This window comes from Bradyrhizobium sp. C9, from assembly GCF_002532045.1.
GTDB lineage: Bacteria > Pseudomonadota > Alphaproteobacteria > Rhizobiales > Xanthobacteraceae > Bradyrhizobium.
The window spans coordinates 138,678-157,986 of sequence record NZ_NWTG01000017.1 but is presented as its reverse complement, the minus strand read 5'-3'; the positions used below and the strand labels follow the sequence as shown (position 1 = coordinate 157,986).

Here is a 19,309-nt window from a genome sequence, read left to right as displayed (position 1 = left end):
CGAAAGAGGCGGAGATAGCAGGGCAACGCCTCGAATCAGCGGACTGACATGACCCGCCAACGTGCCGGATGACATCGGCTATTACCGCGCCCAGATGCGCAACTAAGGCCAGAAACGTGCTTTGTGAAGCTTGCGCAAGGATGGCGACAGGGATTGCGTCCCCAGCCTCGCCAGCACTCCCGATCCCATCGCAACAGGAGCAGGCCGTTATACCAAATATTGCGCGCGGCCACCTCGTCCCTTTCCCCCGAGATTCGTCGCCCTGCCGAACGGCTCGGCTCACCCCGCATACAGACTTGCAATAGACTTGGCCGCGCCAAGCGCGCTGAGCGACCTTTGCTCCACCAATGAAACTGCGAGCCGGTATGCCCACGGGCGCTTTGCCCAAGCGCAGCCAGCCCTCACAACTCATAGTCGGACAACGCATCGTTCTCGTTTTGGCGCGTCTGCCAATCTTGGGCACGCAGAGCCAGCTTGTCGTATTCGATAGCAATCTTAAGAAGCCTATCTCTGGATTTGCCGTAAGCGAGTTCTTCCGCCTTCTTTCGCGTTGCTTCCGCACGGCCTCGCCAGTGATTGGGCTCGTAGAGTTTGCTTTTTGGATTCATGGCGGCGAGCATGCAATTCTCAGATCAAGGAAATGCGACAACCGCGCTACGTACAATTACGTACCAGCGAGGCTCATCTCGTTGGCTACGCCGCGGTGCCATGCATAGGCGCCGCACAGCAATACTGTGTGCACTGTTCCATCCGAAGTCCGTCGCGCAGGCGTCCTGCCTAAGACGGAATATGCGCATTTTAAACATCTTCAGACGATTTGGCCCACGAAGGGGCTTGAATCGCTCGTTGCGTCAGATTGTACGGTCCTAGACAAGTGGGGACCACCTTCGACAATCTCGACGCTTCCTGACAGATAATGAGAACCGCGCACCCGGGCCCATTTTCCGGTCGTCAGGTCATCTTGCGTTTGGCGCGCCGAACAACAACCGCTGCACCACCGGCTTGAAAGATACCATGACTCAAAACCAACGACTCCGTTTGGCTTCGCTTCTCAATGCCAACTACCGCGCTATCGCTCTTGCTGTCGCAATGACAGCCGCAATCCCCGGACAGGTGAATGCGCGCGACCAAGCGCCGACCCCGGAGGAGAAGGAGGCTTGCATGGAGGACGTGTTCCGCCTGTGCAGCAGCCACATACCTGATCGTGCCGCCATTATGTCTTGTCTCCGATCAAAGCAAGCGAGCCTCAGCCAGCAGTGTCGCTACGTGATCTCCGTTCGAGATACTGGCAAGACGAACAGTGACTCAAAGTGAGGGATCGCCGGCCGTGAGCGTGCCAGTTCACATTCAGAAATGGATCAAGCCTGATCTTCCACGAAGGCAAGCGATCAAGCGCGGGCCGTCGAAAGCCGTACCAATCGGTCACAACTGACAGAAGCTCTGGCCACAGTGCTTGTCCGGATAGGCGAATGCACAAATTACCCTTCGATACGGTTCTAATCGCCAATAGGGGCGAGATAGCTGCACGAACCATCAAAACGTTGCGGAAGCTTGGACTCCGTTCGGCAATTGTCTACCACGAGGTAGACGCCCTGACCCCGGCCGTCTCCATGGCCGACTTGGCAATTCCGATCAGCGGCCGCACGCCGGTGGCGAGCTATTTGGACATTGCGCAGATCATCGCTGCCGCTCGCAAGGCGAACGCTGGGGCGCTGCATCCGGGTTATGGATTGCTTTCCGAGAGTGCGGAGTTCGCCAGGGCTGTGATCAAGGCAGGCATTACCTTCATCGGGCCTGCTCCGGAAGCCATCGAACTCATGGGGGACAAGATCCGGGCCCGCAACTTCGTTCAGCGCAACGGCTTTCCAGTCCTTCCCTGCGCCATCGAAGACGATGATCCGACGACATTCGTTTCGAGAGCGCAAGCTGTTGGATTTCCTTTGCTGGTGAAGCCGACGGGGGGCGGTGGGGGCAAGGGCATGCGGATTGTCCGCAACCCAAATGCATTGGAAGCAGCCATCGAGCAGGCGCGCAGTGAAGCGCGTCGCTACTTTGGAAATGGCCGACTTTATGTCGAACGATATCTCGAAATCCCGCGGCACATCGAAGTACAGGTGTTGGGTGACGCCTTCGGTAACCTAGTCCATCTTTTTGAGCGCGAGTGCTCGGTGCAGCGCCGCTTCCAGAAGATCGTAGAGGAGACGCCCTCGCCCGCGTTATCACCAGAATTGCGGACACGGATCTGCGAAGCCGCGGTCGGCATCGCCCGTGCGGCGCAATATCAAAATGCTGGAACGGTTGAGTTCATTCTCAGCGAAGGAGACTTCTACTTTCTCGAAATGAATACCCGCCTTCAAGTCGAGCATCCAGTGACCGAGATGGTCACTGGTGTCGACCTGATCGCCGAACAGGTTTATGCCGCAGCCGGCCGCAAACTCGCGCTTTCGCAATCCGATATTGCTTCGAACGGGCATGCGATCGAGCTCAGGCTATACTCGGAGGCTCCCGAACGCGGATACGTTCCAACCACTGGTAAAGTGCTTCTTCTCGAGTATCCGGACGGCGTACGGATCGACAGCGGCATCATGCGAGGTCAGCACATCACGGCGGCGTTCGATCCGATGCTTGCAAAGATTATCGTGCATGCCCCAAGCCGCATAGAGGCTGCTATGAAAGCCCATCGCGCGGTTCGAGAACTTGTTCTACTTGGGTGTGAGACCAATGCAAGCTTGCTCGCCCGGATCCTAGCTGACGAGGCATTTCTCGGCGGTCAGTTCCATACGGGATACCTTGAAGAAAACCCGCATCTTGCAACGGACAATTTTGCTACCGGATTGTCTGCGTTCCTGGCATCCGCCGCTCTCCTGACGAGACCGGTGCGTGCTTCCGCTGACGCCGTGCCCGAGCTTCACGCAGCATTTGGCAGCTGGAGAAATTGACGTGTATCACTCATTCGAGGTTGACCGCGTAGACCATAGGCTATGGCTTTCAACCAGCCAGCAGGGCTACCGGCTTCATTTGCGCGACCGAGTGGTTGCCCCCGTCGCGTTCACGCATCACGGTGAAAGCAGCGGCATCCTGACCATTGCGGGGGAAAGCGAACCGGTCAGGTTCGCCATAGATGGCGATCTGATTCATCTGCATATACGCGGCAGAACCCGCATTGTGCGCTACAATGACCCATTGCGAGCGCTCACTTCCGCAAATGACGAAACACGCCCGCTAATCGCCCGTGCGCCGATGCCTGGCGTAGTTGTTGCGACTACCGTTTCGCCTGGCCAATCAGTCTCGGCGGGAATGGCACTGATGATGATCGAGAGCATGAAGCTGCAGACGGTGATACGCTCACCGCAGGACGGCATCGTCGATCGGATCCACGTCAAGGAAGGCGAAAGCTTCGAGCATGACGCTGAGCTGGTCACGCTCTCCGAAGAAGGGCGCTGAAATGCAGCGGATCGGTTCCGTAGCGGACGTTAACTCACAAGCGTTTCGCCGCAACGATTTCCACAACAGACAGCTTGCGGCCGAATTGAAGGAACGGCAACGCGCTGCCCGCTTCCACCGGCCAGAACGGGACTTCGAGCGACTGCGTCGACAGAACAAACTGTTTGTTCGCGAACGGCTCGCAGCCTTGCTCGACCCGGAAACTCCGTTCCTAGAGCTTTCCACGCTGGCCGCCAACAAGGCGTATGATGGCGAGGTGCCCAGCGCCGCGCAGGTCGTCGGCATCGGCATTGTAGCGGGTCGGGAGGTGATTGTTCATGCCGACGATGCCAGCGTGAAAAGCGGCGCATGGTATCCGCTCTCGGTCAAGAAGATTGTGCGGGCCCTAGATATCGCCATCGAAAACCGTCTGCCGGTGGTTCATCTGTGCGACTGCGCCGGCGGGTTCCTGCCTTTGCAGGCCGAATTCTTTGCGGATCGCTACCACGCTGGTCGAATACTCCGGAATCAATCCATTCTCTCGAAGATGGGAGTGCCGCAGGTCGCCATCGTCATGGGCCACTGCACCGCGGCAGGGGCCTACGTCCCTGCGCTTAGTGAATACAACATTATGGTCGAAGGTACGGGAGCGATTTTTCTCGGCGGCCCCCCGGTCGTAAAGGCTGCCACGGGAGAACACGTGTCGGCCGAAGATTTGGGCGGCGCCCTCATGCATAGCAACGTGTCGGGCACCAGTGATTACGTCGCAAGCTCCGAGATGCATGCAATTGCGATTGCCCGCGACGTCGTCGCTCGGTTCCGCCAACCGGCGAAAACTAGGATCGATCGAGTGGCTCCTGAGCCTCCCGCTTACAGTGCTTGCGAACTCTACGGTATCATTCCAAAGGACGCCCGAGCGCAGTTTGACATGCGAGAGATCATCGCTCGTCTCGTCGATGGCAGCCGATTTCATGAGTACCAACCGCGTTATGGCACGTCACTTGTATGTGGCTTTGCGCGGCTTCATGGATATCAAGTCGGGATCCTTGCCAATAATGGTGTGCTGTTCAGCGATAGCTCGCTGAAGGGCGCTCATTTCATCCAATTATGCGACAAGAATCGGACCCCCCTGCTCTTCCTGCAGAATGTCACGGGCTTCATGGTTGGCCGCGAATATGAGCGGCGTGGGATCACCAAGGACGGCGCTAAGCTGATCATGGCGGTGTCCGGAGCGTCCGTGCCAAAGTTTACGATCGTTTGCAATAGCTCGCACGGTGCGGGCACTTACGCTATGTCAGGACGCGCGTTTGATCCTCGATTTGTGTTCAGCTGGCCTAATTCCCAGATATCCGCGATGGGCGCTGAGCAGGCCGCAGGCGTTCTCACCCACGTCAAGGCGCGACAGTTGGCTCGCGCGGGCGGACGCCTCTCCGAGCAGGAACTGGCAGCCATTCGAGAGCCAATTCTTGAAGAATATCACGAACGATCGAGCGCCTATTATGCGACCTCCGAAATCTGGGACGACGGCATCCTGGATCCTGTCGACACCAGAACCGCCCTCGCAATTACATTGAGCGCGTCGCTCAATGCGCCGATCGACGTACCGCAGTATGGCGTGTTCCGGCTATAAGGCAGGACCGAACACGAGATGCGGCTTGAGACATACCACCTTCCGCAACCGTCAGCAGGTAGAGTTCGATGACGGCCAATCCGTGAAAGCAGTAGAGCATGGTGTTCGTGACGTTCGGTGCACCTTCTCCTGCAATCTGGCCGGCTGTTTTCTGGTAGCCATGAGGTCGGGCTTCGACCCGAAACAGGTAATGGAAGCTGGCTTCAACGCTCGACGACGCGGCGCCCGCAGGCCGAACGCTTCCGTGGACCGGATCGGAACACCACGATCAAGAGACAGCCTCGACAAGCACCGGCGCGAGACATTTACGTTGGCGCTTGCGTCCGCGCGCCTGCACTATTCTGATCGGCCGATGAGCTGTCCTAACAGCACCAAAAAATGGAGAGCTTGACCCTCACGTAGCGTCAGATTGTAGCCTCACCCAGGGCCCCGCGCCCAACCGACCGATACGCACGGGCCAATGAAGTATCAGCCGCCCAGGAGGCAGGCAGCTGCTTCGATGCACCAATGTCACGTCTCTTCAACGCCCCCCCCGTTGAACGGACAGCCTCAGCTTTGGACAGGGATCGTGGAAAGTTCGATGGAAGCGCTCAAATCGATCATTGGCAAAGTTGCCAGCGGCGCCACTCTGACGCGTGAGGAAACCGCGTTAGCCTTCGACAGCATGATGTCGGGACACGCAACCCCTTCTCAGATCGGCGGCTTGTTGATGGGAATGCGGGTTCGCGGCGAAACGGTCGAAGAAGTTACCGGTGCAGCCTCGGCGATTCGGGATAGAATGCCGCGGGTCGAGGCGGCATGCGATCCCATCGATATCACTGGCACGAGCGAAGGCCCCATGTGGTCGGTTAACGTGTCGACATGCGCCTCCTTTATTGTTGCCGGGGCCGGCGTTCCTGTTGTCAAGAACGCCAACCGCGCTGCGTCCTCAGGTTCGCTTGCCGCAGACGTGTTGGCGCGCTTCGGCGTCAAGATCGACCTTGAGCCTGAGGCGGTTGCGCGTTGCGTGCACGAAGCTGGCATCGGCTTCATGTTTGCGGCGCCCCATTATCCGGCGATGCACCGCGTTGGCCAGATTCGGACCGCGCTTGGGACCCACACGATTTTCAATCTAATCGGACCTCTGTCCAATCCGGCCAGAGTCAAGCGGCAGATGATCGGAGTATTCTCTCGCGAATGGGTCCAGCCTTTGGCGTATGTATTGAAGAATCTTGGTGCGGAATCGGTATGGGTGGTTCATGGCTCGGACGGACTCGACGAAATTACCCTTACCGGTCAGACCTTTGTTGCAGCGCTCGAGGCGGGTACAATCCGCACCTTCGAAGTGACGCCGGAAGAAGCCGGTCTCCGCCGCTGCCGCAAGGAAGCGCTGGACGGCGGCGATGCCGACGCGCTCCAAAGCATGCTCGATGGTGCGCCAAGTCGATTTCGCGACGCCGCGCTTTTGAATGCGGCGGCGGCTTTGATTGTAGCCGGCCGGGCCTCGACGCTGCAGGAAGGCGTTGCACTTGGGAAGGATTCGCTTGATCGCGGCGCCGCGGCCGCCCGACTGAAGCGACTGATCACGGTTTCCAATGCGTGACAGCCGAGTTGATCGATGTTCCAACTTTCTGATCAAGACCAATGCTCACAAGCGCGAAGGGATAGCAGCCGCGGACGCGCGCTGCTTCTGCGAGCTTTCGAAGACGGTGTTGCCGTCTGTCCGCGTACTGATCAAACAATTCGCCTTAACCACGCGGCGCGAGAGCCCCCTTCTTTATCGGCAAGAGCCTGTTGCGGCACTCAGCTGAAGTCGGGGACCGCGACGAAGCGCTCGTGCGCTGCGCAAAAGGAGATCATCGGGAATGTCCTCACAGGATATGGAAACACTCGGATCTATTGCAACGATAGAACACATCATTCGAAAGTTTCGGGAATTGATCGACACAGACGGCTCGATCCCGCCGGAGCTACGAGGTGCGCTGCACGCGACGCTAGATGGGCATCTTCTCGATGCGAAAAAGCGTGTTCTGTTGAGAGTAAATTAGCGTGCCTATGCTGCTACAAGCGAAAAACATCCGGCCGGACTGTTCGCGGTCGCGATCGACGCAGCGGGCCGAATCGCCGCTGACACGTGCATCAACAGGGCACTCCCAAGTAGAAAACTTCCTCGCGTTGAGCTGCTCGGCGAGAGGGGCAGCCATTGGTTGCGCAATGCGACACCGTGCGCCCAATAGCAGGCGCAAAGGAATCAAGGTCATCTGCGCGTAACGGAGACACCGAAAATTGGAGTAAAACTCCAGAGGCAGGTCATGAGCCACCAGTCCCCTCCTAGGATTCGGGATATTCCATCTGTCCAAGCGACCGAGTTCCGTCAGGCCATGCGAAATCTGGCGAGCGGTGTCGCCATCGTGGCGACCGGAAAGGCCGCCGAACGACGTGGACTGACGGTTAGTTCGGTGACCTCCATTTGCATGGAGCCACCGTGCCTGCTCGTTGGCATAAAAGTCGGCTCCGAGACGCATGACGGGGTACTCGCCAGTCGCAGCTTTGGAGTCAGTCTTCTGCGCAGTGACCAGGAGGACCTTGCGCTACGTTTTGGCGGTCAGGAGGGTGCGAAAGGTGTTCACCGCTTCGATACCGCGCCCTGGAAGCAGGGCGTCCTCGATGTACCGCTATTGCTGAACGCGTTTTGTGCGCTCGAATGCGTTCTGTACGACCACAAGGTGATTGGCACACATACCATCTTTATCGGACGAATTGTCGCGACCCGGGTCGGCCACGGCGATCCATTGATCAACTTCCGGGGCGCGCTTCGAACCTTGCTGCTTGATTGAGCGCGATTTCTCTTAAAGGCACCGTTCGGTGAGTGCGGCGTTCACGCGAGCCTGCGACACGTTAAAGATCGATGACCTGCAATTTCATGATCTGCGTCACGAAGGCACCTATCGTATTTTCCCGCGAGCCGCGATCCCCACGCCAGCACAAAAGGTGAGCTACCCGCTCAAGCTGGACGACATATTGATGCGAACAAGAACGCGCCAGAGCGGGCTTGGCACAAGAGGTCGGAATCGGACGCGCTGATTCGCCCCCCAAGCCGAGGTTAACCGGGATTATACTCATCTTGCGAAGTGAGTATAAAAACGCGCGACGCCGGGTTCCACCTCGAGCACGAGCTCACGATTGCTCGATGGCGAACCGAACCGCTATTTTGCGTCGGCATGCGCACCGGTAGACGCCACTGATCTCGTCGCCGGCCTTGGCATCGACGTGTTCAAGGCCAGTGCCCACAGACATCTTCACGGACGAGTATTGGGAATGCAAGCTGCGCAACTATCGGAGGAATTGATCAGAACAGCCACAGTTCATGAGACAGCTAACGGCTCTCGAGCTTGCATGTTGGATCCTACCAAGTTTGGTAGCTGCTTATTTCAACCGGCGTAGCATCATTGCCTGCGGCAAGACTTAGACTTCAGAGGCTCAGCTGACCCACAACGTTGGCGACTCTGAAGGTCTTCGCGTTAGATCATGATGCGATCCAATGGATTCTATCACGATTTTCTGCGAACAATGAAAGTCAAATTCGAAGGGCGTCAGATCTATGTCCAGCAATCCATTCGAAGCCGCGGTGATTCTCGACGGCATCCGTCGCTGGGTCGAGATCGAGTCTCCAACGGAACGGCCGGATCAGGTCAATAAACTGGCTGATCTCGTCGCGTCGAGCTATCGTGACTTGTCGGTCAGCGTCGACCGCATTGCGGGACGTGAGGGCTGCGGCGATCATTTGGTCACACGCTCGTCCTGGGGCCAAGGCGTACCGGGCATTCTCGTGCTGAGCCACCTCGACACAGTTCATCCGATGGGGTTCATCGAGCGCCTGCCGTTCAAAGTCGAGGGCAACAGGGCATTCGGCCCTGGCATTTATGACATGAAGGGCGGTGCCTATCTCGCGTATCACGCGTTCCGGCAGGTTTGTGCCGATGATGTCCGCCCTCCGCTTGGCGTCACCCAGCTTTACGTATCGGACGAAGAAATCGGTAGCCCGACCTCGCGGGCATTGATCGAGGCCGAGGGCCGCAAGGCCAAGTATGTGCTGGTGACCGAACCCGCGCGCGAGGGCGGCAAGATCGTCACCGGACGCAAAGGCGTTGCGCGCTTTGAGGTCTTCGTCAAGGGCACGCCGGCCCACGCCGGTGCGCGCCCCGAAGATGGCTGCAGCGCGATCCGGGAACTTGGCAATGTGATCCAGACACTGGAGGCGATGAACGATCTTAGGCGCGGCGTCACCGTCAATGTCGGCGTCGTCCGTGGCGGCACCAAGTCCAACGTGATCGCCGAGGAAGCCTATGCGGAAGTCGATATGCGGGTGCCGACCATGGCCAACGCCGACGAGTTGGTTGCGAAGATCCTCGGCATCACCTCACGCACCCATGGTGTCAGCGTGAAGGTTATCGGCGGATTGAACCGTCCACCGTATGAAAAGAGCAACGCCGGCGCCGCACTTTACGAACACGCCAGGAGCCTTGCTGCCGAGCTCGGCTTCAAGCTGTTCGATGTATTCAGCGGTGGAGGCTCGGACGGCAATTTCACCGCGCCGCATACCGCAACCCTCGACGGTCTCGGCGTCGACGGCAAGGGCGCCCATACGCATTATGAGCAACTCTACATTTCGTCGATCGAGCCGCGCGCCCGGCTGCTCTATCGCCTCTATCAGACGCTGCAATGATCTTCGCTCCAGTGGACCCCGCGACCGCGACGTGCACCGGTTGACGGCACGCTCGCACATTCGCGTGGCTCGCTCGAACAGCGCAAAGAGGTCAGCTACCATCAAGCCGACTTGTCGAACACAATCGTCGGATCTTGTCCTGGGCTTGCCGCGTCAGCGCCCGACAGATGCGCCGTGAAGCATTCAATAACGGCACCGCGGACGTTATATCTGCTATGGCTGGGAAAGACGACGGATGCCCGTTCGCGAAAGCGTGGGCTTTTCGACAACGGCCTCGTCGCTTGCGAACCTCGTCCCAAGCGACTTTCTGACGCAGACCCTGGCGCAGAATTGCTGTCGACATGACACCGCTTGGCAGCGCCTTACCGGCAAGCCTGAGAGCTTTGGCATGTTCCGCGGGTTGCCCAAAAGGGCTTGAATCGGACGTAACGTTAAGTTGTACGATCCCTAAAACGACGCGAGTCTTCGTCTGCCGTCGGAATCGTGAAGGATACGAATGTCTCACCTCGTCAGAACATACGCTGAGCGTTGGTCATGATCGTCATTCTCGACAGCAAATCGGTCGAGATGCTCGTGCAGCGAGTCTTGATCGCAGCACCGCGGCTCGCAGTTAGTTGTGAACGCCTCGGCATTCCAGAACCAATACTATGCGGCTGTCCCAGAGCGAGGCGCCAGCGAGACGATGCCGGAAAGGATCAGCGTACACCTCGATCGCGAGCCCTCGCAGGGCGCCGCCGCTTCCCGCATTTGCAACCGAACGGCAAGACGACCGTACCGCACTCAGCTCGCAGAACCAGCATTTGGTTCGATTCACACCACTTTCCCGATGCTGGTGGGAGCTTTTCTTCGGGCAAGTGTGCGACGGCCCATGCGACTGCGGATCTTTTCAAGAAACTTGAGTTGCAAGTGTCGCTCGGCGTGACTGGCGCGGCATCCGAAGCGATGGCGCGATATCGCGGAGCAGCAAGTTGAAAGAACCGGACGGCGTCAAGAAGGTCCTGCTTATCGACCACATTGAAGGCCAATGCCGAGCCATTGTCGGCTTCAAAGATGGAGATCCAAGGTCGGCATATATGTGCGGCGAGCCTGTATGTCAAAGACCAGGCAAGAAACAGTCGTCATGGTGCACCTATCACTACGGGCAGATGCACACGACTGCTTCCGAGCGAGCAAGTGGATCAAGTGCCTGATACCTCGAACAGTGTCGATCGTTCGCTCCCCATGATAGCCATCAAGAACCGCTCCGTCCTGCTCGGGCCGCGGGATCATAATCTGGACAATGGGTACCGGAAGCACTCAATCGAGGTCTGGCGAAGTAGATCCGAACTCCAGCTGAACGACATCGGAACCAGCGTCTCTTGCGAAGCTCACGGAGGATGAGTTTGGATCTCTGCACATTGATCGAGCGCAACGCTGCGTATGCTCCCGACAAAGCCGCGATCCGTTTCGAGGGACACGCTCTGAGCTACTCGGGCTTCAATCGACGGATCGGGCGTGTCACCTACGCCCTCAAGCGCCAACTCGGCATCAAGAGGGGTGACCGGATCGCGATCCTCAGCCTCAACCGGCCTGACTATCTGACCTTGCTCTATGCCTGCGCGCGGCTCGGTGCAATCCTTGTTCCATTGAATTGGCGCCTTGCGGCCGCCGAGCAGCTTTTCATTCTTTCCGACTCCGGAGCAAAAGTGCTCGTGCTTGAACAGGCATTTAACGCCGTCTTGCCGGCTCTGACGCGGCAACTCCCCGACATCTGCCTCGTCGGCCTGGACTTCGCGCCGCCCGGCGGAAGCAAGTTGGACGACGTTCTGGACGAATGCTGTGGTGACGAACCCACTCCAGGTGCGGATCTGTCCTGCCCGGTTCTGATCGTCTATACTTCGGGCACGACAGGGCGACCTAAAGGCGCTGTGCTGCGTCAGGACGCGTTGCTGTGGAACGGGGTTATGAGTCAGCACATGCATGACCTAACCTCGACTGATCACGCCCTGACTGTTTTGCCGCTCTTCCACGTCGGCGGCCTCAATATCCAAACGACCCCCGGTTTGCATCATGGCGCGACGGTAACTATCCAAAGCCGCTTTTCGCCAGAGGCAACGTTTGATGCATTCGAGCATGACCGACCCACGCTTGCAGCCCTGGTCCCTGCCATGATGCAAGCGCTCACAGACCATCCGCGATGGGCAAGCACGGATTTATCCGCACTCAAGGCAATCTGTACCGGATCGACGATGGTACCTCAGCGCCTTGTCGAGCGCTTTGCGAGGCGCGGAGTGCCAGTCTTACAGGTTTATGGTGCGACCGAGACCTCTCCCATCGCTGTCTATACCAAGCTCGGCGCAGATCTCGCACCTGACGGCGCAAGCGGCCTGCCTGGCCTTTGCTGCGAAGCAGCCATCATCGATGATGTGGGCACCAAGTTGCCGCCCGGGACCCCAGGCGAGATCGCGATACGTGGGCCCAACGTCTTCTGCGGATATTGGGGCGATCAAGAGGCAACGCGTGAGGCCTTTAGTGACGGTTGGTATCGCACTGGTGACATCGGCCGCTGCGATGCCGACGGATATTTTTGGGTCCGTGACCGCAAGAAGAACCTCATCATCTCCGGCGGAGAGAATATCTATCCGGCGGAAGTGGAACGTGTGCTCATGGGCCATCCGGATGTCGCCGAATGCGCCGTCGTCGGTCGACCGGACCCACGCTGGGAAGAAGTCCCGATCGCCTATGTGGTCAGGCGACCCGGGTCCCGGATCGCAGCCGAAGCGCTGATGACGCATGTTCAATCGCAGCTCGCCCGTTTTAAGGTACCGCGCGAAATCATATTCACGCACGAACTGCCTAAGACGCCGTTGGGCAAGGTCCAGCATTTCATGCTGAAAGAGCTCGATACGCAGCCAAGCCCGGAAGGAGACAGCAATTGAGAACGGCGGATTGGTTGGCCGTAGTTCCCGACTACACCACAGGAGATATCGAGGCAGCGCAATACCGCCTTCCGGTCGGCACCTCCATACCATGCGTCGCGGCGAACTCATCGTTGCTCGCATGGCGGTCTATGCTTAATCACGCCAGGCGTCTGGGAGATTGTCGTTGCCTCGGATCTTAATCATGAATGCCGGGACAGCTCAAATGTCCGGTGGCGATCTAACAGCAACTCAACTGTCTCTTTCCGCCAACTCCGCATGCCGGTCTGCCTGGTTTGCACATGAGGGCGACCTAATAGTCTCTCCGGTAGCAATCCCGGCAGACCTGCTATCCTTCATCGGCGCGACGCTCAATTTCGATGCCTCGAGTCTCTCGACGCTTGTGCCTGACGACGCCCATGAATCGCTGATTCTCAACGATTGCACCCTGCTATCCAATGCTTTCGTCGAGCGACTCAACAGCCATATTCGCCAGAAATCAACTTGGAGAATATCTGCCTGCTACTCTAGTGAAGGCGTAGCGCGCTTGGCGGCGCTGCTTGGCATCCCGCAGAGCGGGCACGAATTCGCTTTGCAGCGAGGGCCGGATCTCTTGAACCGCAAGAGCCACTTCCGTCAATTGGCGACAAGTGTCGCGCTCCCACTGCCCAGTGGATGCGCGACCACGAACCCAAACGAACTATTCAGGGCGGTTACCTCCTTGAGGTCACAGACCGGCAACGTGATCGTCAAGTTGGATAATGGAGCGGGCGGGGTCGGCAATGTTATCCTGACCGGCAACGAAAGTGGAGCACTTCCTGGGGCGAGAGATACCCGAACAGTTGCTTGGCCATCGTTTGATCCTCAAGCACTTTGGTCTGAGATGACCACAGCATCATGCAAGACATTGGTCATTGAATCGTACCACTTGGCTCGCGCTCCGTTCTATCTTGAGTATGAGATAGAGGAGGATGGTTCCATCGTTTTCATCAACAGTGGAAGCATCCGTCTACGTCGCAGCGAAGACCGATCCGAACGAGCGCTCATCTGGACAGGGCTCGAGCTTCCAAGCGACCTGACGAATGAGCAATGGTTGGCTGCCCAGGCGCACGCCTACCGATTTGTCGAGCTGGCGCGAACCTTGGGATATCGCGGAATGATCAACATTGATGGCATTTTCGCGAGCGACGGCCGGCTTTTCTTTAACGAAGCGAACGGCCGGTGGGGCGGAGGGTCAGTATTACATAGTATTGCCGTCCGGCTGCTGGGCACCGACTATTCCAGTCGCCACGTCATTTCTTCCGTGAGAAACGTTCCATTATATTCTCTTCAGGCCGCGCTTGATCGCTTCGTCAGGTATGGATTTCTATTCGATGGCACACGCAAGGAGGGCGTGATCCCGCTTGCCGTCGATCAAGAGGCAGGCACCGTGGAGTGCCTGGTGATCGCGCGCGATAGGTCAACTGCCCGCGATCTGCAGCACCGGTTATTGGCAATGGCCAACTGAGATCACGGACCTCTTAAACTCCTCCATTCATTCGACGCCGCCCCCGTATCCGAACCTGTACTTGACACCCGCTACTGGGAACGTCAGGTGAGTAGTTGCCGTTTTCGCTCGAAGTAGACCAACCAAGATTCAAGGCACGCTCTTCCGAATTAGGCAGCGTCTGCCAGAAGGTGGCCCGCGTCCTCAACCCGTTCGAAGCCGTTTCCGCTAACGGTCCTCACAGGCCGTTAGCAGTGTTTTCGATGATCCGGCGATTCGCGCCGCCGCGTTTTGAACAGAAGTACACCAGCGATCGGCGCTCCCCGGCGTGCACAGGCTTCACCTCATGTCGAATCTTACATGTGGTGACAACCACGGCCCCAAACGGCGGTCGAAATACCTGCTGTTCGTACGCGTTCGGATAGACCACGAACTCCCCACCCTCAAAGTCCCTCGCGAGTTGCACAATCACGGAGTACTCGAAGTCAGGGTCGCTCTCAGCGTCTAAGTGGATGCCAACGAACGAACCGGGAGGCAGTCGATGCATTTGGCATCGGCGAATCACGTAATCTGACGCTGCTCCCAAGATCTTTTTCAGCGCAAAGCTGCGGTCTTTCCTCTCAAGCAATTCGATGATCTGCCCCGGAGCTTTGCCATGCACATTGGTCGGAGGGCGGCCCGGCGGATCTACCCTCACCCGCTTCACGAAGACGTTGTGCGAGTCGCCGGCATCTCCCACCCGCACCTCTTCCTCGGGAATCTCCATCTGGAGCTGATCGATCCTCGCCAGATCATCTTGGGTGAACAATGTCTGAGGGGCGATCACGACCGTACCCTTCACCAATAGCTCTATACGGTATTTGGTGAGAGCCTCTTCTGAAAGCAGACGAGATCTATCGTTCATTGCGCGCGCCATGCGACTTCACTCCAAGTTTGATCTTAACGGGTGGCTTCCCAATCCTCGTGCGTCGGGCGGAACGCTTCCTCCCAATGCTCGCCATCGAACTCTTCTATTGTTATGTTTTCGATCGTTCTCTTATCCAAGCACCGAATGTTTACGCTGAAACCCGTGGGGTTCGATCGCGGCCGATAGAATGGCTTTACGCCGCAAATCCGGCAAAACGTGTGACGAGCGATATTCTTGTTAAATTGATATGTATTGAGAAACTCTTCGCCACACTCAATTCTGAGCTTATCGCCGGGTACAAGCAGGTGCAGAAACTCGGACATTTGGCAGATGGAGCAGGTGCATCGAACTGCGGAGAGCTCTCGCGGCGCTCGGACGTAGAACTTGACGGCACCACAATGACAACCGCCGTGATGTTCGATCTCCGCAAGGCCATCTTCCTCAATTGAGACAGTTTGCAGCAGATCGCAGCACCACTGTAAGCTGAGCCGATAGGCTCGATCGAATTCATCCAAAAAACGACGATTACCGTCAGCAGGCACAAGTTCGCGAATGAGCCGGGTTGTCATCTCTCCGTGATACTTCTCGGCGGGATCCTCGCCGCCGACATGACTGCGGAAGTACTCCAGATCGTCAGACCGCGCATCAAAGGTTTTGACCAGAGTGGTCCACAGTGACTGGATCATTTCCGCAGCATGCAGCTCAAAGGCGACCATGTAGGCGCAGCGCACGACCGGATCTGTCGATGACAATCCGGCATAGAGGGAATGCAGGTACCGCTTCGTTATAGCGCTATAGTTCGGCTGTATTGTTCTACCGAGTAGTCGCGATGCATCCTTTCTAAGCAGGTTTGAGTGGAAATTTTCAGTCGCCAGAATATCGGGTAGCGCCGCCTTGCCGCCTCGGAGAACCCGGCCATATCCGCCCGTCTCATCCCAACAGATGAAATTTGCGACCACGCTGGTTAGTTCAACATCCCTAGGAAGGTCTCGGTTGCGACGCATCGCATCAAATATGAGATCCTTTTGCGAACCTGCCTGCAGGTAAGGGAACGCCTGTGACATCGCCAAGTATTCCGGCAGCAAGCTCGCAACTTGGCGTTTAGACATCTCCGCAGCGAACGGATGCAGGCCAAACAGATTTCGCGCTTGCTCAGTCAAGTACTCGCAGAATATCTGCGAAGGTCGATCCAGTTGAACTTGCGACGCTTGAGAAGGCCTCATTTGAACCCTAACCGTGGAGAGAATGATGTTGAGGAGCACTTTCGAAGGCCACCAACGTGGTCCGACGGGTTTGCGGTCGCGTTCTTCGTACAGGCGAACTGCTCCCAACCATCTTCGCGGTCCCAGGCAGGGCCACCAGGGGATCAGTCCTGTTCATGAGCGCGTCGATAGGAACCTGCCGGTAGATTGAAGCCACCACCCTCTCGCGTTGGATTTCCATCCACGAGCAATCCAATCCCGCGAATGACCAAACGCGCCATCCATCATTTGCTGACTCACGCTGAATATCGGCGTCCGCCAGGCCAAGGAAGGCTCGCCTGACATGCGCAGGCGGCACATCCGGCCGGCTCGACGCTTTCACCTGCGACCTGTCGTGGACGGATCAAGCGTCCACGGTTGCTGTTCACTGCCTGCTCATCGCATCTCCTGCGGACTTGGTTTGGCATTGCCGAGACGAACCACATCCAGCGGGCTCTTCGAGGCCTGCAGCTACAATCTACGTGACATTGCGACTGCCGGCCGAGAGCGATTGTCTCAAGGCAAAGGGACCGCCGCTGCCATTCGCCCGTTCTGCGTGCACTCGTCCAATATCCTGTGTTCCTGCACGCTTGTAGCAATTGCTATGCCAACCTTGCACTACGCGGGCAAATGTCTGAGTACGAACCGGCAACTCAATGCTCATGTTTTGAATCTGGCGGGAATTTGCGCGCAGTTAGAAGCCGAACAGTGAAGACGCGTTACCGAATCAGCCGATACCATCCGCGGTGGACTTCGCACAGCTAGCTCATCGGTGATCGAAGCGGAACCTCTTTCGTCTCGAGTAGGCGAGCTTCTGACGATTGATGTTGGCAGCGCTTGCGTCTCCAGGAACGAATTCAAAATTTGTGCACCAATGGAGCGTCGCCGAAAATAAGCCGAAAAGATCAGGCGCCTTCCGGTTGGTCGGTAATGTCTCTAAGAGAAAATCACGGCCTGATTGCAATTGGGCTGGCGTGAGGTTTTCCGCAACCGGCCATTTCAGACGGGAAGGAAACTCGCTGTGTCACAAACACTCGTTCAGCATGCGACAGTCAAATCGCGCATCAACGCCATTCTTCGTGCGACCAGCGGCAATTTTCTCGAGCAGTTCGACTTTTTCTTATTTGGCTTTTACGCCAGCGCCATCGGGAACGCTTTCTTCCCCTCGGACAACGAAACCGCCTCGTTGCTCAACACCTTTGGCGTGTTCTGGCTGGGTGCCCTAATGCGTCCCGTGGGGGCGATCGTACTGGGAGCCTATATCGACAGGATCGGCCGTCGCCAAGGCCTGATCATCACGCTATCGATCATGGCGGTCGGCACCGTGATTATCGCCTTCTGTCCCAGTTATGCGACAATCGGCATTGCCGCCCCCATCATTGTTCTAGCAGGACGGCTGTTGCAGGGTTTTTCCGCCGGCGTCGAGGTTGGCGGCGTTTCAGTCTATTTGGCGGAAATCGCGAGCCCAGGCAATCGCGGTTTCTATACCTCTTTTCAATCGTCCAGCCAGCAGGTCGCGATTTTTGTCGCAGCGACCGTGGGCTACCTACTGAATGAATCGATGCCACTCGAAGCCGTCGCCTCCTGGGGCTGGCGGATTCCTTTTTTTCTCGGCTGCCTTATCATTCCTCTTATCTTTTTCCTTCGCCGGACGCTGGAGGAAACCCCAGAATTTTTGGCGATGAAAAAGCATCCCACGGCGCGCGAGGTCTTTGCCTCGGCGCTCGTCCATTGGCGCACGGTCGCTCTCGGGATGATGATGGCGATCCTGACCACGACGACCTTTTATTTCGTCACCGTCTACACGCCGACGTTCGGCAAGACCGTCTTGAAGCTGTCCACCCAGGATGCGCTCTTGGTGACTCTCCTGGTCGCCGTGACCAACTTCATCTGGAATCCAATTGGCGGCGCCGTTTCCGACCGTATCGGCCGCAAGCCAGTTCTGCTGGCCATTGCCGGCCTTGCGTTGATGACCGCCTATCCGGCTTTGAGTTGGTTGGTAAGCACTCCCAGTTTCGGCAAGCTGCTTGCCGTGGCGATGATGTTCTCGTTCTACTTTGGCACCTACAGCGGGACCATGCTGGGCGCTCTCGTCGAGATCGTGCCTGCGCACGTGCGCACAACTTGCTTTTCCCTGGCCTTCGCGTTCGCGGCGGCCCTGTTTGGTACGTTTACGCCGCTCGTCGCCACTTGGCTCATTGAGCGGACTAATGACAAGGCTTCACCCGGATTCTGGCTGATGTTTGCAGCTGCTCTCGGTATCATCGCGGCACTCACCATCTATAGGGGCCCCCCCAAGCCATCGAGAGCTGTGAAGCCTTCGCTTCGGAAATCGCCCGAGAGCACCTTGGACGTGCAAGCAGCATCTCGCTACACGTGATCCTAACCGCTGACGTGTCATGCGGCCTCGATCGATGCGCGGAGCCAGAGTTCGCTCAGCGCATCGATAGCGGGCTAGGAGGCGCATCGCATGTCCGACATTGTCGGAAACCAGACACGACGCAATGACTGCACGGCTAACACTTTACAAGTAAGCCGTTAGAGTGCCAGATCCTCGGTGATCCGCGTACGCGGCAAATCGCTATCCAACATTGACACCAGGCCTCGGCGGCCGCTGGATGTCGGCTGTGAGCGGTGGAAAGTCCAGGTCTGGACACCGCCTTATGGCGCTCCGAATAGCGGACGGTTCCGTCGTCGCGGATGTGCAGCAAGTTGGGTAGCAGCAGGCCGTGATGGACGTTGTCGGCGTCCGGAATCCGTACCCACGCCGACAGTCCGAGCTGTATCGCGGTATAAAACCCTGGTACCGCGTGCTCGATATCGCCCTCAACTTCGCACCGTCGTCGGCCCGGACCGATCGGGCGCACCCTCGAGGGTGTTACTGATGTCGTTGCGGCGCACGCGAGCGCTGGTAACGTGGCAGAATAGCCGGTGAGCATGGGAGCGCTTATGGCGGTGGGATGCCGATTGGCGCGAACCTGACGTGATCGGTTGATGGTCTTCAAGCGGCATCGCCGCTG

At 57.7% G+C, this 19,309-nt stretch carries 12 protein-coding genes; 9 read left to right on the top strand and 3 right to left on the bottom strand.

The genetic code is table 11. The annotated features are described in order from the left end of the window. Positions 1-401 precede the first annotated feature (401 nt). Positions 402-620, bottom strand: a complete 219-nt coding sequence (locus CO675_RS28015; RefSeq protein ID WP_097675034.1) for a hypothetical protein — start codon at positions 618-620, stop codon at positions 402-404. A gap of 849 nt (positions 621-1,469) precedes the next feature. On the opposite strand from CO675_RS28015, the gene CO675_RS28005 reads away from it, so the two are divergent. From CO675_RS28005 to CO675_RS27955, 8 genes are all read left to right on the top strand, one after another. Beyond that, on the top strand, positions 1,470-2,939 hold the full coding sequence (locus tag CO675_RS28005) for an acetyl-CoA carboxylase biotin carboxylase subunit (protein ID WP_097675032.1): 1,470 nt from the start codon (positions 1,470-1,472) through the stop codon (positions 2,937-2,939). A gap of 1 nt (position 2,940) precedes the next feature. Further along, positions 2,941-3,444: an acyl-CoA carboxylase biotin carboxyl carrier protein subunit gene (locus CO675_RS40700; protein ID WP_158231318.1), complete on the top strand. Its 504-nt coding sequence runs from the start codon at positions 2,941-2,943 to the stop codon at positions 3,442-3,444. Between the two features lies 1 nt (position 3,445). Next, positions 3,446-5,053: an acyl-CoA carboxylase subunit beta gene (locus tag CO675_RS27995; protein WP_502693415.1), complete on the top strand. Its 1,608-nt coding sequence runs from the start codon at positions 3,446-3,448 to the stop codon at positions 5,051-5,053. Between the two features lie 580 nt (positions 5,054-5,633). Then, complete coding sequence (gene trpD / locus CO675_RS27990) at positions 5,634-6,635, top strand: anthranilate phosphoribosyltransferase (protein ID WP_097675030.1); 1,002 nt, start codon at positions 5,634-5,636, stop codon at positions 6,633-6,635. A 709-nt stretch (positions 6,636-7,344) separates the two neighbouring features. After that, positions 7,345-7,869: a flavin reductase family protein gene (locus CO675_RS27980; RefSeq protein WP_245452957.1), complete on the top strand. Its 525-nt coding sequence runs from the start codon at positions 7,345-7,347 to the stop codon at positions 7,867-7,869. A gap of 764 nt (positions 7,870-8,633) precedes the next feature. After that, positions 8,634-9,758, top strand: a complete 1,125-nt coding sequence (locus CO675_RS27970) for a M20 family metallopeptidase (RefSeq protein ID WP_097675027.1) — start codon at positions 8,634-8,636, stop codon at positions 9,756-9,758. Positions 9,759-11,140: 1,382 nt separating this feature from the next. Further along, positions 11,141-12,676 carry a class I adenylate-forming enzyme family protein gene (locus CO675_RS27960; RefSeq protein ID WP_198964771.1) on the top strand — a complete coding sequence of 512 codons (1,536 nt, stop codon included), beginning with the start codon at positions 11,141-11,143 and terminating at the stop codon, positions 12,674-12,676. 184 nt (positions 12,677-12,860) lie between these two features. Further along, positions 12,861-14,162 carry a preATP grasp domain-containing protein gene (locus CO675_RS27955; protein ID WP_245452956.1) on the top strand — a complete coding sequence of 434 codons (1,302 nt, stop codon included), beginning with the start codon at positions 12,861-12,863 and terminating at the stop codon, positions 14,160-14,162. 217 nt (positions 14,163-14,379) lie between these two features. On the opposite strand, the gene CO675_RS27950 is transcribed toward CO675_RS27955, so the two are convergent. Both CO675_RS27950 and CO675_RS27945 read right to left on the bottom strand, forming a co-directional pair. Further along, complete coding sequence (locus CO675_RS27950) at positions 14,380-15,057, bottom strand: 2OG-Fe(II) oxygenase (RefSeq protein WP_097675024.1); 678 nt, start codon at positions 15,055-15,057, stop codon at positions 14,380-14,382. 23 nt (positions 15,058-15,080) lie between these two features. Beyond that, positions 15,081-16,208: a GFA family protein gene (locus CO675_RS27945; protein ID WP_245452955.1), complete on the bottom strand. Its 1,128-nt coding sequence runs from the start codon at positions 16,206-16,208 to the stop codon at positions 15,081-15,083. A gap of 1,102 nt (positions 16,209-17,310) precedes the next feature. Between CO675_RS27945 and CO675_RS27940 the strand changes: the two genes are divergently transcribed. Continuing rightward, complete coding sequence (locus CO675_RS27940; RefSeq protein ID WP_097675023.1) at positions 17,311-18,669, top strand: MFS transporter; 1,359 nt, start codon at positions 17,311-17,313, stop codon at positions 18,667-18,669. Positions 18,670-19,309: the final 640 nt, after the last annotated feature.

Bases quoted from the DNA above. Each gene is read 5' to 3' on its own strand.
- CO675_RS27980 (WP_245452957.1), top strand. From the start codon at position 7,345: ATGAGCCACCAGTCCCCTCCTAGGATTCGGGATATTCCATCTGTCCAA.
- trpD (WP_097675030.1), top strand. From the start codon at position 5,634: ATGGAAGCGCTCAAATCGATCATTGGCAAAGTTGCCAGCGGCGCCACT.
- CO675_RS28005 (WP_097675032.1), top strand. From the start codon at position 1,470: ATGCACAAATTACCCTTCGATACGGTTCTAATCGCCAATAGGGGCGAG.
- CO675_RS28015 (WP_097675034.1), bottom strand. From the start codon at position 620: ATGCTCGCCGCCATGAATCCAAAAAGCAAACTCTACGAGCCCAATCAC.
- CO675_RS27955 (WP_245452956.1), top strand. From the start codon at position 12,861: ATGAATGCCGGGACAGCTCAAATGTCCGGTGGCGATCTAACAGCAACT.
- CO675_RS27970 (WP_097675027.1), top strand. From the start codon at position 8,634: ATGTCCAGCAATCCATTCGAAGCCGCGGTGATTCTCGACGGCATCCGT.
- CO675_RS27950 (WP_097675024.1), bottom strand. From the start codon at position 15,057: ATGGCGCGCGCAATGAACGATAGATCTCGTCTGCTTTCAGAAGAGGCT.
- CO675_RS27995 (WP_502693415.1), top strand. From the start codon at position 3,446: ATGCAGCGGATCGGTTCCGTAGCGGACGTTAACTCACAAGCGTTTCGC.